The 16,116-nt window shown below is 54.4% G+C and carries 20 protein-coding genes; 13 read left to right on the top strand and 7 right to left on the bottom strand.

What is annotated here, in order from left to right; all coding sequences use genetic code 11:
• Positions 1 to 84 precede the first annotated feature (84 nt).
• Positions 85 to 552: a peptide-methionine (R)-S-oxide reductase MsrB gene (msrB, locus tag M0R30_RS07180; protein ID WP_292545299.1), complete on the top strand. Its 468-nt coding sequence runs from the start codon at positions 85 to 87 to the stop codon at positions 550 to 552.
• On the opposite strand, the gene M0R30_RS07175 is transcribed toward msrB, so the two are convergent.
• Positions 539 to 1,510, bottom strand: a complete 972-nt coding sequence (locus tag M0R30_RS07175; protein WP_292545296.1) for an IS5 family transposase — start codon at positions 1,508 to 1,510, stop codon at positions 539 to 541. The genes msrB and M0R30_RS07175 overlap by 14 nt on opposite strands.
• Before the next feature lie 185 nt (positions 1,511 to 1,695).
• Between M0R30_RS07175 and M0R30_RS07170 the strand changes: the two genes are divergently transcribed.
• Positions 1,696 to 2,265 (top strand): ribonuclease III domain-containing protein, encoded by a 570-nt coding sequence (locus tag M0R30_RS07170; protein ID WP_292545293.1) that lies wholly within the window; start codon positions 1,696 to 1,698, stop codon positions 2,263 to 2,265.
• Here M0R30_RS07170 and M0R30_RS07165 read toward each other — a convergent pair.
• The gene (locus M0R30_RS07165) at positions 2,207 to 3,283 is read right to left on the bottom strand and encodes a CorA family divalent cation transporter (protein ID WP_292545290.1); all 1,077 of its coding nucleotides are present in this window, start codon (positions 3,281 to 3,283) and stop codon (positions 2,207 to 2,209) included. The two genes, M0R30_RS07170 and M0R30_RS07165, sit on opposite strands and share 59 nt — an antisense overlap.
• A gap of 175 nt (positions 3,284 to 3,458) precedes the next feature.
• Here M0R30_RS07165 and M0R30_RS07160 point away from each other — a divergent pair, with 175 nt between their 5' ends.
• The 6 genes from M0R30_RS07160 (at position 3,459) to dinB (ending at position 9,343) form a co-directional block, all read left to right on the top strand.
• Positions 3,459 to 4,175: a hypothetical protein gene (locus M0R30_RS07160; protein ID WP_292545287.1), complete on the top strand. Its 717-nt coding sequence runs from the start codon at positions 3,459 to 3,461 to the stop codon at positions 4,173 to 4,175.
• 98 nt (positions 4,176 to 4,273) lie between these two features.
• On the top strand, positions 4,274 to 5,254 hold the full coding sequence (locus tag M0R30_RS07155) for a hypothetical protein (protein ID WP_292545284.1): 981 nt from the start codon (positions 4,274 to 4,276) through the stop codon (positions 5,252 to 5,254).
• A gap of 133 nt (positions 5,255 to 5,387) precedes the next feature.
• Positions 5,388 to 6,446 carry a hypothetical protein gene (locus M0R30_RS07150; RefSeq protein WP_292545281.1) on the top strand — a complete coding sequence of 353 codons (1,059 nt, stop codon included), beginning with the start codon at positions 5,388 to 5,390 and terminating at the stop codon, positions 6,444 to 6,446.
• Positions 6,447 to 6,459: 13 nt separating this feature from the next.
• A complete protein-coding gene (locus M0R30_RS07145; RefSeq protein WP_292545435.1) occupies positions 6,460 to 6,942 on the top strand; it encodes a YkgJ family cysteine cluster protein in 483 nt (160 codons plus the stop codon).
• A 66-nt stretch (positions 6,943 to 7,008) separates the two neighbouring features.
• Positions 7,009 to 8,184, top strand: coding sequence for a hypothetical protein (locus M0R30_RS07140; protein WP_292545278.1), 1,176 nt, complete (start codon positions 7,009 to 7,011; stop codon positions 8,182 to 8,184).
• 10 nt (positions 8,185 to 8,194) lie between these two features.
• Complete coding sequence (gene dinB, locus M0R30_RS07135; protein ID WP_292545275.1) at positions 8,195 to 9,343, top strand: DNA polymerase IV; 1,149 nt, start codon at positions 8,195 to 8,197, stop codon at positions 9,341 to 9,343.
• A gap of 4 nt (positions 9,344 to 9,347) precedes the next feature.
• Here dinB and M0R30_RS07130 read toward each other — a convergent pair whose 3' ends face one another.
• Complete coding sequence (locus M0R30_RS07130) at positions 9,348 to 9,713, bottom strand: hypothetical protein (protein ID WP_292545272.1); 366 nt, start codon at positions 9,711 to 9,713, stop codon at positions 9,348 to 9,350.
• Positions 9,714 to 9,966: 253 nt separating this feature from the next.
• On the opposite strand from M0R30_RS07130, the gene M0R30_RS07125 reads away from it, so the two are divergent.
• Positions 9,967 to 10,542, top strand: a complete 576-nt coding sequence (locus M0R30_RS07125) for a DUF6125 family protein (RefSeq protein WP_292545269.1) — start codon at positions 9,967 to 9,969, stop codon at positions 10,540 to 10,542.
• Positions 10,542 to 10,823, top strand: a complete 282-nt coding sequence (locus M0R30_RS07120; RefSeq protein WP_292545266.1) for a DUF1294 domain-containing protein — start codon at positions 10,542 to 10,544, stop codon at positions 10,821 to 10,823. The genes M0R30_RS07125 and M0R30_RS07120 overlap by 1 nt, the downstream gene beginning before the upstream one ends.
• 45 nt (positions 10,824 to 10,868) lie before the next feature.
• Here M0R30_RS07120 and M0R30_RS07115 read toward each other — a convergent pair whose 3' ends face one another.
• Entirely contained in the window at positions 10,869 to 11,339 is a 471-nt protein-coding gene (locus M0R30_RS07115; RefSeq protein ID WP_292545263.1) for a GyrI-like domain-containing protein, read from the bottom strand.
• 123 nt (positions 11,340 to 11,462) lie between these two features.
• Between M0R30_RS07115 and M0R30_RS07110 the strand changes: the two genes are divergently transcribed.
• Positions 11,463 to 11,948: a cytidine deaminase gene (locus tag M0R30_RS07110; RefSeq protein ID WP_292545261.1), complete on the top strand. Its 486-nt coding sequence runs from the start codon at positions 11,463 to 11,465 to the stop codon at positions 11,946 to 11,948.
• Between the two features lie 31 nt (positions 11,949 to 11,979).
• On the opposite strand, the gene M0R30_RS07105 is transcribed toward M0R30_RS07110, so the two are convergent.
• Positions 11,980 to 12,486, bottom strand: coding sequence for a hypothetical protein (locus M0R30_RS07105; protein ID WP_292545258.1), 507 nt, complete (start codon positions 12,484 to 12,486; stop codon positions 11,980 to 11,982).
• An 88-nt stretch (positions 12,487 to 12,574) separates the two neighbouring features.
• A complete protein-coding gene (locus M0R30_RS07100; protein WP_292545255.1) occupies positions 12,575 to 13,345 on the bottom strand; it encodes a hypothetical protein in 771 nt (256 codons plus the stop codon).
• 164 nt (positions 13,346 to 13,509) lie between these two features.
• Between M0R30_RS07100 and M0R30_RS07095 the strand changes: the two genes are divergently transcribed.
• Together M0R30_RS07095 and M0R30_RS07090 are read left to right on the top strand one after the other, a co-directional pair.
• On the top strand, positions 13,510 to 14,007 hold the full coding sequence (locus tag M0R30_RS07095; RefSeq protein WP_292545253.1) for an adenosine-specific kinase: 498 nt from the start codon (positions 13,510 to 13,512) through the stop codon (positions 14,005 to 14,007).
• A 494-nt stretch (positions 14,008 to 14,501) separates the two neighbouring features.
• Positions 14,502 to 15,314, top strand: coding sequence for an N-formylglutamate amidohydrolase (locus M0R30_RS07090; protein ID WP_292545250.1), 813 nt, complete (start codon positions 14,502 to 14,504; stop codon positions 15,312 to 15,314).
• Positions 15,315 to 15,396: 82 nt separating this feature from the next.
• Here M0R30_RS07090 and M0R30_RS07085 read toward each other — a convergent pair whose 3' ends face one another.
• On the bottom strand, positions 15,397 to 16,110 hold the full coding sequence (locus M0R30_RS07085; RefSeq protein ID WP_292545247.1) for a YkgJ family cysteine cluster protein: 714 nt from the start codon (positions 16,108 to 16,110) through the stop codon (positions 15,397 to 15,399).
• Positions 16,111 to 16,116: the final 6 nt, after the last annotated feature.

The raw sequence follows: 16,116 nt of genomic DNA, 5'->3' as shown, positions 1-16,116 counted from the left end.
ATCGTTTTGGCCGAAATCCCGCTTTTTGATGCCGCAATCCAAAGGTCTTTGCCCCGGCCCTGTCATGACTCCCGTGAAGAGGTGATGATACCTGTGAGTCCCGTCGGAAATGAAAAAACGATCCGTATCTTCAGCACACGGGCCGGTCGTACTGACGAGGTCCTGCCGGTAATAAAGACCGATGAGGAGTGGCGTGCGATCCTGTCACCGGAACACTATGAGATCGCCCGGAAAAAGGGAACGGAATACGCGTTCACCGGTAAATACCATTCCTGTAAGGAGCCGGGGATATATACCTGCACCTGTTGCGGGACGGATCTCTTCGATTCATCAACCAAGTTCGAATCCGGCACCGGCTGGCCGAGTTTTTACGCACCGGTCTCGGACCCCAATGTCACCATGCACCCCGATCACTCCGGAGGGATGCTCCGGACGGAAGTGCTCTGCGCACGGTGCGGTGCACACCTCGGTCATGTGTTCGATGACGGCCCGGCCCCGACCGGCAAGCGCTACTGTATGAACTCGGTGGCTCTCCATCTCATGAAGAAATAATGTCCAGCACGAATTCCTGAGATCTTAAATTTGCGAGCAGAATTGTTACAGATTGTTTGGCTCTGTAGAATTCCTCAAAGAGCATGAGAAACGACAAAGTTGAAATCATTCTTGAAATGTTGTAGAGGATGATTTTGATCTTAATTTCCTTGACCTGCAGTCGGTATTTGCGAGCTTTAAGAGCTTCCCCGAACTTTCTTTTCAGGACAGAGAATACAGTTTCGACCTTGTTTCTCTGATGATATTTTCTCTCGTCAAACGATCGAGCGATTCGTCTTCGATAGTAACCTGCTATCCGTTTTCGTTTTCTGTTTCTGATGGGGATGAGGGAGCAGGATCCCATGGTATCTTGGATCAATTCATGGATCTCTTCGGAGTCGTAACCTTTGTCCATGACATAGAGGTCAGAGTGTCTGGATCTGTGACATTGTTTGAGGAGCTTCTTGGCATGAATGATATCATGGACAGGATGCTGGGAGATCTTCAGACCGGTGATAATCTGTTGATCGGTATCAATGGAGATGGATGTTTTCAGGAATCGTTTTCTGGTTTTCCCGGTTCTCCAGGAATAGTAGTGGCTGGCGTAAGAACTCGTGAACCCGGATGAATCGATAGCGGTACAAGGGATCTTTTCTCCCCAGTCATAGAACATCTTCATCAGCCGGTTGAGTAACCGGGTAAAGAGTGAGGTTCGAATCCGTTGACAAAATTTATGAATCGTCGTGAAATGAGGGACTCTATCGAGATGGATTTTTTCCCGAAGTACGTCCATGATTTCAGTTAGTTCAACGGTATCCCGGTAATCTTCTGACAAATACTCTTTCAGGAGAAGAAGCGTGAGTAACTGGTGCTGGGTATAGGTCTTACGGGAGAACTTTGATGAAAAAAGGGGTATGCGGGAGTCGCGGATCAATCCGGTGGTTAATTCAACAAACCTGATATACCGGTTTGTCGACACTATTTTGCCTCCTTGTTGTTACTGAACATAACAAAATAAGGAGGCACTGTACCTTAGATCTTTCGGTCACTGTTTTACTTCTGTAAACTCAGCATTTCTACAGAGCCGATTGTTTCACGTTTTTTATTGGATGGTCTTGTATTGGTGTTCTTTATTAATCCTGAAACTGAACGGTGTATGAGACGATGGACCATGATGATTTTTCCGGGATTGAGCAGATAATCGGGTATCACTTTTTTGAAAAACAGCACCTGATTCGGGCGTTCACCCACCCGGCATATGCCAACGAGCTGCTCCAGCAGAACAAGCGGTGCATGGACCAGATGGCCTACAGCACGCTGGGCGATGCGGTCCTGAAGACCGCGTTGATCCTGTTCCTGATGGAGAAGGGTATCCAGAGCAAAGGGGGGATCACGCAGGAGAAGGAACGGCTGGAAGACAACCCGACCCTTGCAAAGGTTGCACGACGCCTGCACCTTAAAAAATATATCCGGCTCGGGCGCGGGGAGATGGGGCTGTGGAGGGACGGGGAGGAGACAATCCTTGCCGATACCATGGAAGCCCTGATCGGGGCGATTTATCTTGACAGCGATGCCGGCCTTGGCGTTGTCAAGCAGTGCATTGAATCATGGTTCGAACCGGAACTGAAACGGGTAAAGAAAGAGGAGCCAGTGAAGAAGTTACCCAAGCGGGCCTTCAGTCCTCGTCCCGCTTCTTCCAGACGTGGACCACCCAGAGGAACGAAACGAGCGTAGCAACGAGTGTCGAGCCAGCCAGCAGGGGTACATACCACCATTGCCTCGCCATCGACCCCTCCATTACCCCGCTCCCGGCGATCGTTGCGATCGTATTCGGGACAAGGAATGCCGTGCCAAGCACCGTGAGATATGCTGTGACCAGGGCAAACCGGTTGTTGAGGCTCTGGAGCTGGTTGTTGTAGATGCTCTGCATCACCTCGAGACCGGATGCAAGCACGTTGGACATCTGCTCGGAGAGTTCAATGTGCCGGTCGATGTTGTCTGAAAGGATCCCGATCCTGCCGAGTAGTTTTTCATCGTTTGTTATCAGGTCCGCATCACCATACCGGAGAGAATCGACCACGTCCTTTGTGGCCCAGAGGACGTTTAAGTAATCGATCAGGACATGTTTCATCCGGTAGATATCATGGGCGACTTTTTTCTTTGCAATGCTCTCCTCGATGAGTGACTTGCTGATCGCATCGCCATGCATCTCGATCTCGCGCAGGTACTCGAAGTTCCGGTCATTGTTTTCATCGATGATCCGTTCAAGGGTGAGCGTGATCTTGTCGGATGTATTCTCTGTGGCGATCCGCTTGAAGAACTGCTGGGCATACCGGGAGAACCTGAGCAGCCGGTTGATCTCAACGGAATGGATGGTAAGGACCAGGTTGTCGCGGATCAGGACAAAGAGGGGGTGAACTGTCATCTTCTCCCCTTTGACCGTAACTGACGGGAGCATGATGCCTAGTTCCGTGTCATAATCCTCGTATGCAGAATAAAAACCATGGGTGAGCTTGGGTATCGGGATTTTCGTGAACCCGGCAAGCAGAGCGAGTTTCTCAATCTCCTTTTCATCATCCCTGATACTGCAATCGATCCAGACAACACTGGCCTCTTTTACCGCAGTAAAGTATTCTGCCACCGGCTGGTCTACCTGACGTTCGATCCTGCCGTCAGGGAATAAGAGAATGCAGAAACTCAGGGGAACCGGTATGGATTGGGTTGAAGTCTCCCGGATACTTTGCATTTTCATGACAGCACCACACAGTCTCCGAACCGGTGCATATCCCTGCACCATGATAGTACGAGCTATTGCAGCAGGATGTGTATAAAGGTAGCCAATTAGTATCTTTGTCCGATGGGATCTTTCCTGCGATGACTACGGGAAAACCAGAACTATAATATCGATCACCTTCATAATTTCCCGTATGAAAAGATCATATTCACTTGGAAGTATTCTCTGTATTGTCTTGTTGATCGCACTCCTGGCATTTCCCGCGTCCGGTGCCGATGCATCCACAGCTGTAAACGGCACCGTGCTGGCATCTTCAGCCACTCCCGGACAGCCCTTTATCTCAGCAGAGGTCTTGCCCTCCCAGGCCACGGTCGGCGAACCTGTCACTGTCAGCGGCGTGGCAACCGGCGGGAACCTCACGTCAGGTGTCCAGATCTGGATATTTGCCGGCAATTACATCAATGTTTCAACGGCCCCGGTCAATGCCGACAACACTTTCTCGAAGACCTACCAGACCACCGGTCTTCCCCCGGCCACCTACTATGTGATCGTACAGAGCCCCGGTGAGAACGGGAACCTGAACATTGTCATGGAAACCTCCGGCCAGTTTTCCGGGCAGGTCGTGAACACGAAGACCGGCGACCTTGTCTTCAATTTCACCGGCACCGGCAGCGTGCAGGATTCGGCGGCAGCAACGGCCCTTTCCAATGCATTCAACCTGCCCGGCGTTGATGATGTCTATACCAAGTGCACTCTCGATCTCGTGGCACCGGAGACTCAGGCCCCCGTCAGTACAACGGCAGTACCGGCCCCGGTTGCAACAACACAGAAATCCCCCCTCTCCCTGGTAACGCTCATTGCCGGAGCGGGCATTGCCGGTCTTGCCCTGGCATGGCGATCACGCCGGTAATTTTTCTTCTTCCTCTCCTTTTTTTACGTGCGAACAGACTCCCACGAGATTTTTTATAAGATTCCCTCAAAGGAAAAGAGTACTAAATGGAGGTCGTTATGAAAACAGAGTACCGGATTGTGCTGATCCTGGTGATGCTGACCAGTGTATGTATGGTTCCCGCTGCCGCTGAGGATACACCCATTGGGGGGGACCAGGGATGGTATGCGGTCTACTGCAATGTCTATGATGCGAAGATCTACCTCGACGACAAATATATCACAACAACCCCGCAGGACGGGGCCGTCACTATCCCGGTATATCTCTCCGCACCTTATACAACGATACGGGTGCAGAAGTTCGGGTACTCCACGTTTACCGATACCATCAGAGATGTGCCCGGGAATGGAGAGACCGTGAAACTGTACACCACGATCAACAAGATTCCCGTTACCACCCAGACCGCGGTCGGGGGTGACGTGGGCTGGTATGTCGTTCACTGTAACATCGATGCAGCCACCGTCTTCTTTGATGATGTAAACCGGGGGGAGATTTCACAGGGAATGGTGTATGTGCCGGTATACAGCACCGCGACCCCATACCGTGAATATTCCGTGAAGAAGGACGGGTATACCACGTACACGGCAACCATTGTCACGGTCCCGGGAAAGGGTGAGACGATCGATCTCTATGCCACGTTAAACCCGGCTGCCGGAACAGCGACAACCGCCCCGGCAATAATCGGCGGAGACACCGGGTGGTATCTGGTGTACTGCAATGTTGACGGTGCGACGGTGAAATTTGACAATGATGTAAAGGGCCAGATTGAACAGGGCAGCCTGAAGGTGCAGGTCTATGTGACCGGCACACCGTACAAAACCTTCACGGTCTACAAGGCCGGGTATGCGCCCTACACCGGCACGATCGACAAGTACCCCGGTAAAGGTGAGACCGTTGATTTCTCTGCAACCCTGATCGCAGAATCTGCCACAACACTCCCTGCATCCACGCCGACCCAGAAGTCTCCTGTATCAGCAGGGCTGTGTGGCCTTGCGCTGGTTATCGGGATCGCCGCTGCGTCACTCGTTTCCAGGAAATAATTTTTTTCAGGGGGATTGCACACCTCCGTTCCATCCGGCTTCCCGGGATTCAGGCCTCAAAAGGCTTTATCATCTTCATGGTTGTTCATTATTGCAGACACTTATAAGCGATCCTCAAAGGAGGGAACCATCCATGATAACACTCCGGTTTTATCGGATTTATGACATCGGCCGGGAGATCGATCTCGACTGGCTCGAAAAGGCACTTGCCCAGAATTATTTTACGGCAAGGACCAGTTTTGTCCGGGTCAAACCAAAGTCCATCATGCTCGAGGATCCCCCGCTCATGATCCAGATGAACCCGATCCGTGTGGAGCGGGATGGAAGGCCCTTTGAGTTCACCGTGGTGGCCCGGGTCTACGATATCGGGGTGATCAGTTTCTGTTTTATCTACCAGAACCCGGAAGCCGAGATTGCTGAACTGGAGGAGATCGCGTTCCTGTTCGCCGGGCAGGAAGGCCTTTCTGACTTCTATGTTCAGTACCTCAAGACCCTCGGGGAGATCATCCGCCCTCACATAAGGGGTTTTGCTATCAACCCGGATTTCTTTGAGGATTATTCGATCTATGTCACGGACCACCGCGACGATTCCATTGACCCGGTCGCGCTCCTGATCGGGGAAAAGACCAATATCTCCCCGCAGATCCGCGAGGACATCCTCAAAAACTCCCTCAGTTACACGACCGATGACCTCGCCATTCTCTCGTGGGACTCGGCCCTCCTCTGTAACCCGGAGAGCCCGACCGATATTATCGATCTGATCGAATTTGCAAACGTGCAGGTGCTGGAGCTCCGGTACTATGACCGCGAACTGACCCGCGAGATGGAGAAGATGTATGATGACATCGAACATGCAGACCGTATGTCCCAGTTCCGCCGGGGTCGCCAGTACCACGCGATCATGGCAAAACTGATGGAGACCTCTGCGGAGATCTCTGAGATCATCGAGAAGGTCGACAACCTGATCAAGGTCACGGAGGACGTGTACTATGCCCGCGTCTATGCCACGGCGTTAAAAGTACTCCGGAGCGGCCAGTGGAGCGAGAGCGTCAGTCGCAAGATTACCGTGATCCAGGAGAACTACTCGATGCTCTCGGACGAAGTGCGCATCCAGCACTCCAATTTCCTCGAATGGGTCGTCATCATCCTTATCGCGCTCGAACTGGTGTTCATGATCCTGGCCATCCACTAAGGGGTGATCCACCCTGGCATTCGAATGCTTCCAGTGCGGGGAATGCTGCCGTCATCTCGGGTATGTGCACGCGATCAGGGAGGAATACGGGGATTACCGCTTCCTGGTCCACAACCATTATACCGGCGAAGAGACGCAGGTCACGGTCGACCCTGACAAGCACGGACTCTTCAATGACAAGAGCCTCTTTGAAAAACTCCCCCACGCCTGCCCGTTCTTCCGGCATAGACCCGGCAGCGATAAAGCCATGTGTATCGTGCACCAGACCCGCCCGGAGATATGCCGGGACTACACCTGCTGGCGGCTTTTGATCCTTGACCATTCCGGCAGGAGGGCCGGGCGTATCAGGAATATCCGGACACTCTGCTCTGATGATTCGCACCTGACAAATGTATGGGCGAGCTGCATCGAGACGATCGATGAGCCGGATGACCCGAAATGGGAGGACGAGATGATCCGTATCCTCAGGCGTGCCGGCTATTCTGTCCGGAGATAAGTAAATTCACTTTCTCCCCGCGCACTACACCCCTTAAAAGATCCGCCGGTCCCAGTACCAGTAACGATGATTGGTAAAGGTGCATATCTCCGGCAACTAACGGCGTCCACGATGCCGATGAAGTCCGTTGCCATGGGAAAAGAGATCGAAGGCAGCACGCCCCCGTCTGTTTTTATCGGGAGCTGGAACTATCCCGATGTATTCGCCGGCCCCATGGTAGCCCCTATCCATGGCGATACCACGGTCATGGACATGCCGGAAGCATGGATACCTGGTAACAAGACACAGGAGGAGATCATCGGGTATCGTATGAACCTTGTCCGGGGAAAACAGCAGGTGAATGCTGCCGATCTCGATAACCGCCTGGTCGTAAAACTCCAGGAGATCTCGCTGTCCGCGTCGTCGCTTGAGAGTGAGATTGCCTTTACCAGCACTCCGCAGGGGCAGTCCTTTTCTGAAGAGCATACCCCGTTCGGGCCAAGTGCGGGAATCGAGCGGTTCGATATTGCGGAAGGGCGGTGGGACCATGATTTGGAGAAGACCTTTTATGATACCGATCTGAAAGCGGCCGATGCGGTTGCAGACCTGCATAAGAACGGTGTCCCGTTCTCCAGCATCCAGAAGGCCTTCTCGGTCGGGACGATGGGACAGGGAAGGGGAAGGCACCTTGTCCCCACGCGGTGGTCGATCACGGCCTGCGACACGATCATCGGCGACCGGCTGCTTGCAGAAGTCCGGAAAAACCCGGTCATCGACACCTTGCGTGTGCATGAGTTCTCCAGCCTGAACAACCATTACGCCGTGATCCTGATGCCGACCGGCTGGCAGTACGAGTGGTCGGAGGCATTCCTGCACGTGCTGGGGAATGAGGAACTGGTCTTCTCGGACCACGAGGGCACGAAGAAGAAGACCGAATATTCCCCCCTTGGCGGCTGCTATTACTCGTGCAAGATGGCAGTGCTCGAAGCGCTCGCCCGCGAACAGCAGCAGGCCGGGGCGATCATCCTCCGGGAGGCACGGAAGGGTTACGTGCCGATGGGGGTCTTCAATGTCAGGGAGAATGTCCGGAGCGCAATGCAGCAGCCCGCCACCGAGTTTGAAGGGATAAACCCCGCCCTCCGGCACCTTTCGGAGAAGTTCACGTTCCCGATAACGCGGTTCATCGAGGAAGGGGCCCTCCTCCGGTCGGTGATCCGTGAACGGCAGTGCCGGCTTGGTGATTTTATGCCGGCAGCAGGCTGAGATGTGCAGTATGTCCCCTGTCACGCTCAACCAGTCCTCTTCCCCGGCATATCCGGATGATGTTCCTCTGGCGAACCGCGATGTGCAGGAAGTTACTCCGCGGATCATCCTTCACCTCGACATGGACAGCTTCTATGCGTCTGTCGAGATGCAAAGAAGGCCGGCACTTGCCGGTAAACCCGTGGTCATCGGTGCCGACCCCAGGCAGGGGAAGGGACGAGGGGTTGTCTCGACCTGTTCCTACGAGGCGAGGGCATTTGGCATCCGGTCAGCGATGCCGATCTCGCAGGCATTCGTCCTCTGCCCCCATGCGTTTTTCCTCCCGCCGGATTTTCCTGCATATGTACAGGCATCGGCTGCTGTGATGGAGATCCTCCGGTCGTATGGGTTTCCGATGGAACAGGTAAGTATCGATGAAGCTTTTCTCGATCTCAGTTCTCTCGAATTTTTTACCTCTGCACAAGCCCTTGCAGATGAGATCAAGACGGTTATCAGGAACCGTCTCGGGCTCTCATGTTCAATCGGCATTGCCCCCGCACGTGCCATTGCCAAGATTGCCTCCGATTATCAGAAGCCTGACGGGCTCACGGTCATCACGCCCCCGCCCCTGCAGGAGTTTCTCGATCCCCTCCCTGTCAGAACGATCCCCGGGGTGGGAAAGAAAGCAGAAGCGATGCTCTTCGAGATGGGGATCCGGACGATCGGTGACCTTGCCCGGCAGGATGTCCAGAGCCTGATCGGGCGGTTTGGCCGCAGTGCGGTTGCCCTGCACCAGCTGGCGCAGGGTATTGACGAGAGCGGGGTTATGGACTGCCAGGAAACAAAATCGATCTCGCGGGAGACCACGTTCGATACAGATACAGACGATGTGGATGTCATCGTCTCCACGCTGGATTCGCTAATCCGGAGTGTCTGCGGGAACCCGGCGGAAGAACAGCTCCGGTTCAGGACCATCACGCTCAAGATCCGGTACCAAGGGTTCATCACCCGGAACAGGAGCCGGAGCCTGTCGCATTATTCCGGCGATGCCACGGTAGTACGGTCACTTGCGCATACGCTGTTCCGCGAGGCATATGATGGCAGGAAGGTCCGGCTCATCGGGATCCGGCTGTCATCATTTGAGAAGAAGGACACCTGCCAGGCAACGCTACCCGTATAAGCGTTCAGGCCGTCTTTTTTACATGGTGTTGCAGGACTCTTTCCACGTCTTCGATCTCGACCGAGAATGCATTGATGCCCTGCACAAGTAAACGCAGTTCCTCGCAGGGCAGGGATAGCGGGGAATCATCTAAGGAAAGGATCATCTCTGCGAGACGATATCCCGTTCTCTTGTTCCCCTCGCGGAATGCAGGATATGCGCAGAGCGACCAGAAGACTGTTGCAGCTTGCTGGATTCGGTTTTCCCTGAGGTTAGCCTGGAACACCACCTCATTCAGGATGCCTTCACAGATAATCCGGTCATCGCCTCCGTCTCTTTCCATTATCCTGTCATGCATATCGATGATAATATCCAGTGTGATCTCCTGCACCCTGACTCCCTTCCTGTATATTATAAAGCAGATCATTGATGAATAATAGTGGGTTGGAGAGGTTTTCGGGCAGACCCTGCATGAAAAAAATTTACCGGATCCTGCTGAAAATTTTTCAGGCACCCCCAAGGCTCCTGCTTGATCCGCTGATCCGGATCAACCAGACCCTGCTTGTAACATGGTAACCGGATCTGCCCGGACGAAAAATAAAAATCCTGTTCACAATACCCACAATACGAATCCAAATGTTCATATGAGAACCGGCACGATTCTTTCCATTCCTGAAGTGATCCCCATGAGTTACATGAACCTCGATCTCTTTGACGGCATGACCGATGCAGACAAGCACCAGTACCTGGAGTTCCTCCTCTGGCATTACCGGGTCGTGGATGCCTTCTGGTTCATCAACATTGCCGATACCTATGGTCAGGGCACTGCGGAGAAGGTTAATGAACAGGTCTGGGGACGCGTGGCCGGCATGGCGGCAAAGGACATCGTCCGGCGTTTTGGTATCTCGGAAAAAGGATTGGCCGGCTTTGTCAGGGCACTCCGGCATTTCCCGTGGGCAATGATTGTCGGGTATACGATCGAGGAACGCGACGATGAGGTGATCATATCAGTTCCCGTGTGCCCGACACAGGAGGCCCGTCTGCGCCGGGGCCAGGGAGAATATGTCTGCCGGGAGATGCACCGTGCGGAATTCACCAGTTTTGCACAGGAGATCGATCCGGCAATCCGGGTGGAATGCCTGTTTGCACCACCCGATCCCCACCCGCCGGACATGTTCTGCAAATGGCGCTTTTTCCTTGATACGACCGGTGGGAACTGATGGGGACCGACACGATCACGGCCCTTGCGCTGCTGTACCTCGGGGTAAACCTCATCGCGGCATGCGCATTTGCATGGGATAAGCGCAAAGCGAAGAAGGACACGTGGAGGACGAGCGAGAATACCCTGCTGGTGCTGGCATTCATGGGGCCGTTCGGGGCCTTTGGTGCCATGCGGGTGTTCCGGCACAAGACCCAAAAAATACAATTTTATCTCGTGCCGGTCTTTGCCTGCCTGCATGGAATTCTCATCATCTGGTTCTTGTCCGGCACCATTTCGTGATGCAACACCCGGCAACCGAAATCAGGGATTCTCTCTGTTGAACTCTTACCGGACCGGCACGAATATCCCGGTGAGGATCTCTTCCGGCGCAACCTCACGCGGATCATTGGTATAAACCTCCCGGATCGGTCCGCAGATGGTCAGGCCCTTCTCCGCGATCCAGGCAAACAGTCGGAGGTATGTCGGTTCACAGGTAGCATAGGGACCTTTGTGGATGATATGGGCCATCTGGCCACCGGGGAGTTCGTACGCCCGGATCTCCTTCGTGCCCTTAACGGGTCCTGTCACCGGCCATGCGATCTCGACATCCGCAGTGCCTTTCTCCTGTGCTTCCTTCACCGCTTCAGGAGAGGTCTCGTGGCAGAGAAAGACGGGCGGCCCGGCGATACATGCCTTTTTCTTCTGGGAGTATTCGTAGACTTTCATGAGAAGTTCGGGAATCATGGCATAGGTCCCGGTTTTCCTGGTCCCGAGCACCTGCTGCGTCGGGACTTCGACAAGGGTAATTTCAGTCATATCTGACACCATACGATCATCGTACTGGATACATAAATGCAGGAAGAACGTGCGGCGTGAAAGTGTGACCCTTCACGCACCGACCCCACCCCTTTAATACCGGGATTTGCCATACACTCTTGAATGCGGACCAACAGGCACCAGTATTTCCTCGACCTTGCATCGCGGTGCGCCCGCCAGGGCACCTGCCTACGGCGCAATTTCGGAGCGATCATTGTCGATGAATTCAATACCATCGTCTCGACCGGTTACACCGGCGCGCCGCGCAAGCAGATGGACTGCACGGAACTGAACCGATGCTGGCGAAAAGAGCACAATATCCCGTCCGGCTCGAACTACGAGCGCTGCCGGAGCGTCCACGCGGAGATGAATGCGCTCCTCCAGGCCGGCAAGCACGCCCGGGGCTGCACGCTCTATCTCTCCGGGTTCGATGTCGAGACCGATGGGATCACCCAGATCTGGCCCTGTTTCCTCTGCTCCAAGATGATTGTCAACAGCGGGATTGCGAACGTGATCATGCGGACCGGTGTGGACACCTATAAGGAGATGGACCCGATGGTCCTGTACCAGATGCGGAGCCGCGAGTCGCTGGGCGATGACGATAAATAACCGGTAACTTTCTTTTTATTTTCCTGCCCCTTCAGGTATTCCCGCGACGTACCTCGTTGTAGAGAGATACGAGCGAGAGGCTGATCAGGTTCATCGTGGTTGCGCCGTACCAGAGCCATGACTCGGCAGGGCTGAGTGTCGCGATCCACCCGGTCCAGAGCATGGCGCTGATGATCGCAAAGGTCAGCAGGGTATCGAAGGCAAGGAAGATCAACGGCCTGCCGAATACGCGGCCGAGCTGGGCAATGGTGCAGTACTCGAACGGTGCCTGACGGTGGAGCAGGTCAAGTGCCGATCTACTCGTATTCATCAGGAGATCCGCAACAGCCCACACGGTCACGACCATGCCAAAGAACCAGAGGTATTCCCCGCCGTGCATGCCTTCGCGCAATGCACTCAGGCCGAACAGGATCTTGAAGAGGCAGAAGGGGATGCCAATCGTGCAGCTGAGGAAGAACGGGCGCACAAAGAACCGCTGGATTGCATCCATCTGCTCCCTGCTGTCCTCTCTCCTGGTGTTGCAGGTCTCTTCTGTCATAGCGGGTTCTCAGATAGTTTCAACCGGATCATCATCTGGTCGGATGAGCATGATGGTACGCGTCCTGCACGGCTGCTCATCGCAGGCATTATTGCCTGAAGCGTCGCTTCCCCGACAGCACGATCAGGCAGATTCCCGTGGCGATTACAGCAATCCCTGCACCCATTGGGGCCTTTTTGGTGGGAACCGGTGTAGTTGTTGGAACTGCTGTCACTACCGGCAGGGCCTCCGGGGGCAGGGTGGGAGTCGGTGTGGGGGATGGGGTGAAGGTCGGCTGAGGCGGGATTGTCGTAATGGTCGTCGCCGGCGTGTTGATCATCGGCTTGGAAGCGCTCCTGCTGTAGGTCTTCTGCTCGACGAGGAAATTGTCTTTCTCCGGTGCCTGCGGGTTCTCCACCTTGACAGAATACGACCTGATCGCCGTATAGACTGATGTCCGGAATTCAACAATGGCCTGTCCCTTTTCATCCGTTGTTACCTGGGCGTAATAATTGGTGTTCGACATATCGGCGGATGCCGGGGCAACATCGTCAAGGATGGTGCGCCCTCCCCCGTTGTTATACTGGTATGACCCGATCGTGTACGGGCCTCCTTCAGGGTCTTTCTCAATGTCAGCCTGGCCGCCGGCAATGACCGGGGGCTGGTCGTACTGCTCCCCCGTCATGGTAAATGTCCCCGGAAGCCAGACATAATATGCGGTATTCGGGCTGCCGGTGATGGTAATGGTAAACCGGCTGCCCCGTGTCAGGGAATCACTGAGTGATTGCTCTGTTGACTGGAGGGCAGATACGGGAATCATCGCGAAGATGAAACAGGCCAGCAGGAGAAACACGATACACTTGTAGTTTTTTATCATCATGGTGACCTCGACAGGTGTTCCGGAATTGTTCAACTGACATTTTACGTTTGCAGTTAAAAGGATGCGGTATTTGCGAATCGCGTATCGGGGGGATTCCCCAACCGCCAATCCTTCCGGCAAAACCCATTTATCATACAACTCCCATCTCCTCCTGTGGTGATCTGATGAACGGAGCCGTAGAACTGAAGGTGGTGAAGATCCACAAGCCCGAGGACGTGAACATGATCCTCGGGCAGTCGCATTTTATCAAGACCGTTGAGGATATCAGCGAGGCCGTTACCGGGGCTGTCCCGAATGCAAAGTTCGGCCTCGCATTCTGCGAGTCATCCGGTGACTGCCTGATCCGCCTTGATGGGAACGACGCGGATCTGATCGCCCTTGCCCGGGACAATGCCCGGGTGATCGGGGCCGGCCATTCCTTCATCCTCTTCCTGCGGGACTGTTTTCCGATCAATGTCCTGAATGCGATCAAGCAGGTCCAGGAGGTCTGCACGATCTATTGCGCAACTGCGAATGCCGCAGAAGTGATTATCGCCGAGTCTGTGCAGGGACGGGGGATCATGGGCGTGATCGATGGAGAGAAACCCCGGGGCGTTGAAGGGCCTGGAGGCGTTGCGTGGAGGACGGGGCTGCTCAGGAAATTCGGGTATAAACGGGCCTGACCCGTCCTCTTTTTCATTCCTGAAAAGCGGTAGGGGGAAGACTCGCGCTGCGGGGAGTATCCGGTTGCCGCAAGACTTATCAGCACTCATCAGCGTTTGTGCAAAACGGAGCAGATACAAAAGAAAAAAATACGGTTCAAAAAACCTGCTTTACGGATTCTGTTATGAATTTTAGAATATCCGACCAATCCGGCGATTTGATCATCCTTTTATACCCCCTTTCTTCCACTGGAACGCTCCTTTAAATGACCCCAATCCTTTAAAAAAGACCTTTCAGCGCGTTCCCGTTACCGGAACCTGCATGGGCTGCGGAGGGTTTATTTGCATGCGAAATGGTGCCCATTCCTTTCCATCGGGCTGCTTTTTATTGAGTTGTGATCCCGTGATTGGAAGAACCATTTCCGGAAATGAACCGTTGTCCACGTGACCCGGGAAAAGGCAGATCCGATCTCCATGAAAAAATTAACCTCCTGTTGATCGTATATTCTGCTATCGTGACAACCCGCTATCCCTTCCTGATCTCCATCCCGCACGGGGGCACCGATGTCCCAACGGAACTGACCGGGCGTCTTGCACTGGCGCGGGAGGAGCTCCGTTATTATTGCGATCCAATGACACGGGAATTGTATGATTTTCGCAGTTCTGCCCGGGCACATATCGATACGCCGGTATCCCGTATGGTGGTGGATCTCAACCGCCCCCCGCTCCCCCTCCCGCCCCGCGACCCGGATGGCATCATCAAGCTGCAGGCGGTTGATGGGAAGCCGGTTTATCGCGAAGGTATGTTTCCTGACATGACCCTGATCCACCGCGTGATGATGGCATGGTACTTCCCCTACCACCAGCGTATCGACGAACTGATCGATCAGCATGACGTGAAGATCGCCTTTGACTGCCACTCGATGCTGCCCGTGGGGTCCGCTGAACAGAAGGATGCAGGAACGGAACGCCCGCTCTTCTGTCTCGGAAACAACGGGGACCGGAAGGGGCGGGCAAAAAAGAACAGTATTGCAACCTGCCCGGAGTCATGGGTAAACACCCTCGCGGACGAGTTCCGGTCCGAATTCTCACTCAACCGCGAAGTGGCGATCAACAACCCGTTCTCCGGTGGGTTCATCTCAAACGCACATTACTGGCGCAAGGGGGTTCCCTGGATCCAGATCGAGGTCAACCGGGCACTCTACGAACCGGAACCGGGGTCAGGGGCTGGACAATCGACGGACTGTGACGGGGCGGTCAAGATATTGCGGGAACGGATCTGGAGGGTGCTGACCGGGTTCTGGGATTCGCATGATGCTGACATATAAGAACCCTGACGCGGGGCGGACGATACGGTTCCTCCTGAAAAAAGCCAGAACACTAAAAGATAATCACCAGTCAACCGGATGGTCAGTCCATACGGATATGGTGCTCTTCAAAACGCCCGTCATAAAAGACCATCACCCGGATCGACTCTCCTTTTTTGAATGCCCGCATGTGGTCGTCATACACCTTCTGAACGTGACGAAGCCCGTTCCGGGAGAAATAATCCTGGATGCATTCAAGGAAGGCGATCTCCTGGGTCAGGAACGCATTCTCGAACTCCTTGGTCTCCCGGGCGATCACCCCACACTCTTCCTCCGGAATTTCCTGGTTGAACTCCCCGTGCTGGTCGATGCCGGAAACCTGCCGCCAATCCACTTTCCCGGTCTCATCCGGTTCGCGGTGGAGCATGTACGGGTAAATTCGGCAGATAAAAAACCTGTCATCGTAGATCCGGCACCGGCCGTTCTCCAGAAACCAGCAGGAACCCGACTCGTCGGACTTTGCCCGGAGGGCATAGCCTGAGACATAGAACGTACCGTTCTGGTCGCAGAACTCCGGGTCCGGGGCGGGCTCTATCGCCTGTGGATCGATTTTTTTCACCGAAGTAACATCCCGGTCAAGCAGGAAGACATGCCCGTTGAAGACGCGGGTGCAGCACTTTGCACACGCCGTGCACCGGAACCCGACATCCTTCACGATACCGGCAAGCCGCTCCACCGGGTACTCATAGAGGCTGTTGCGCTCCTGCGTAAGGGCGGAGATGCGGAAGGGAATCGGTACAAGGGAAATGACAGTCACCCGGTG

It is taken from the genome of Methanoregula sp., assembly GCF_023227875.1.
Lineage (GTDB): Archaea > Halobacteriota > Methanomicrobia > Methanomicrobiales > Methanospirillaceae > Methanoregula.
Note: the sequence above shows the minus strand (reverse complement) of the source record. Positions and strands in the feature narration are given on the sequence as shown.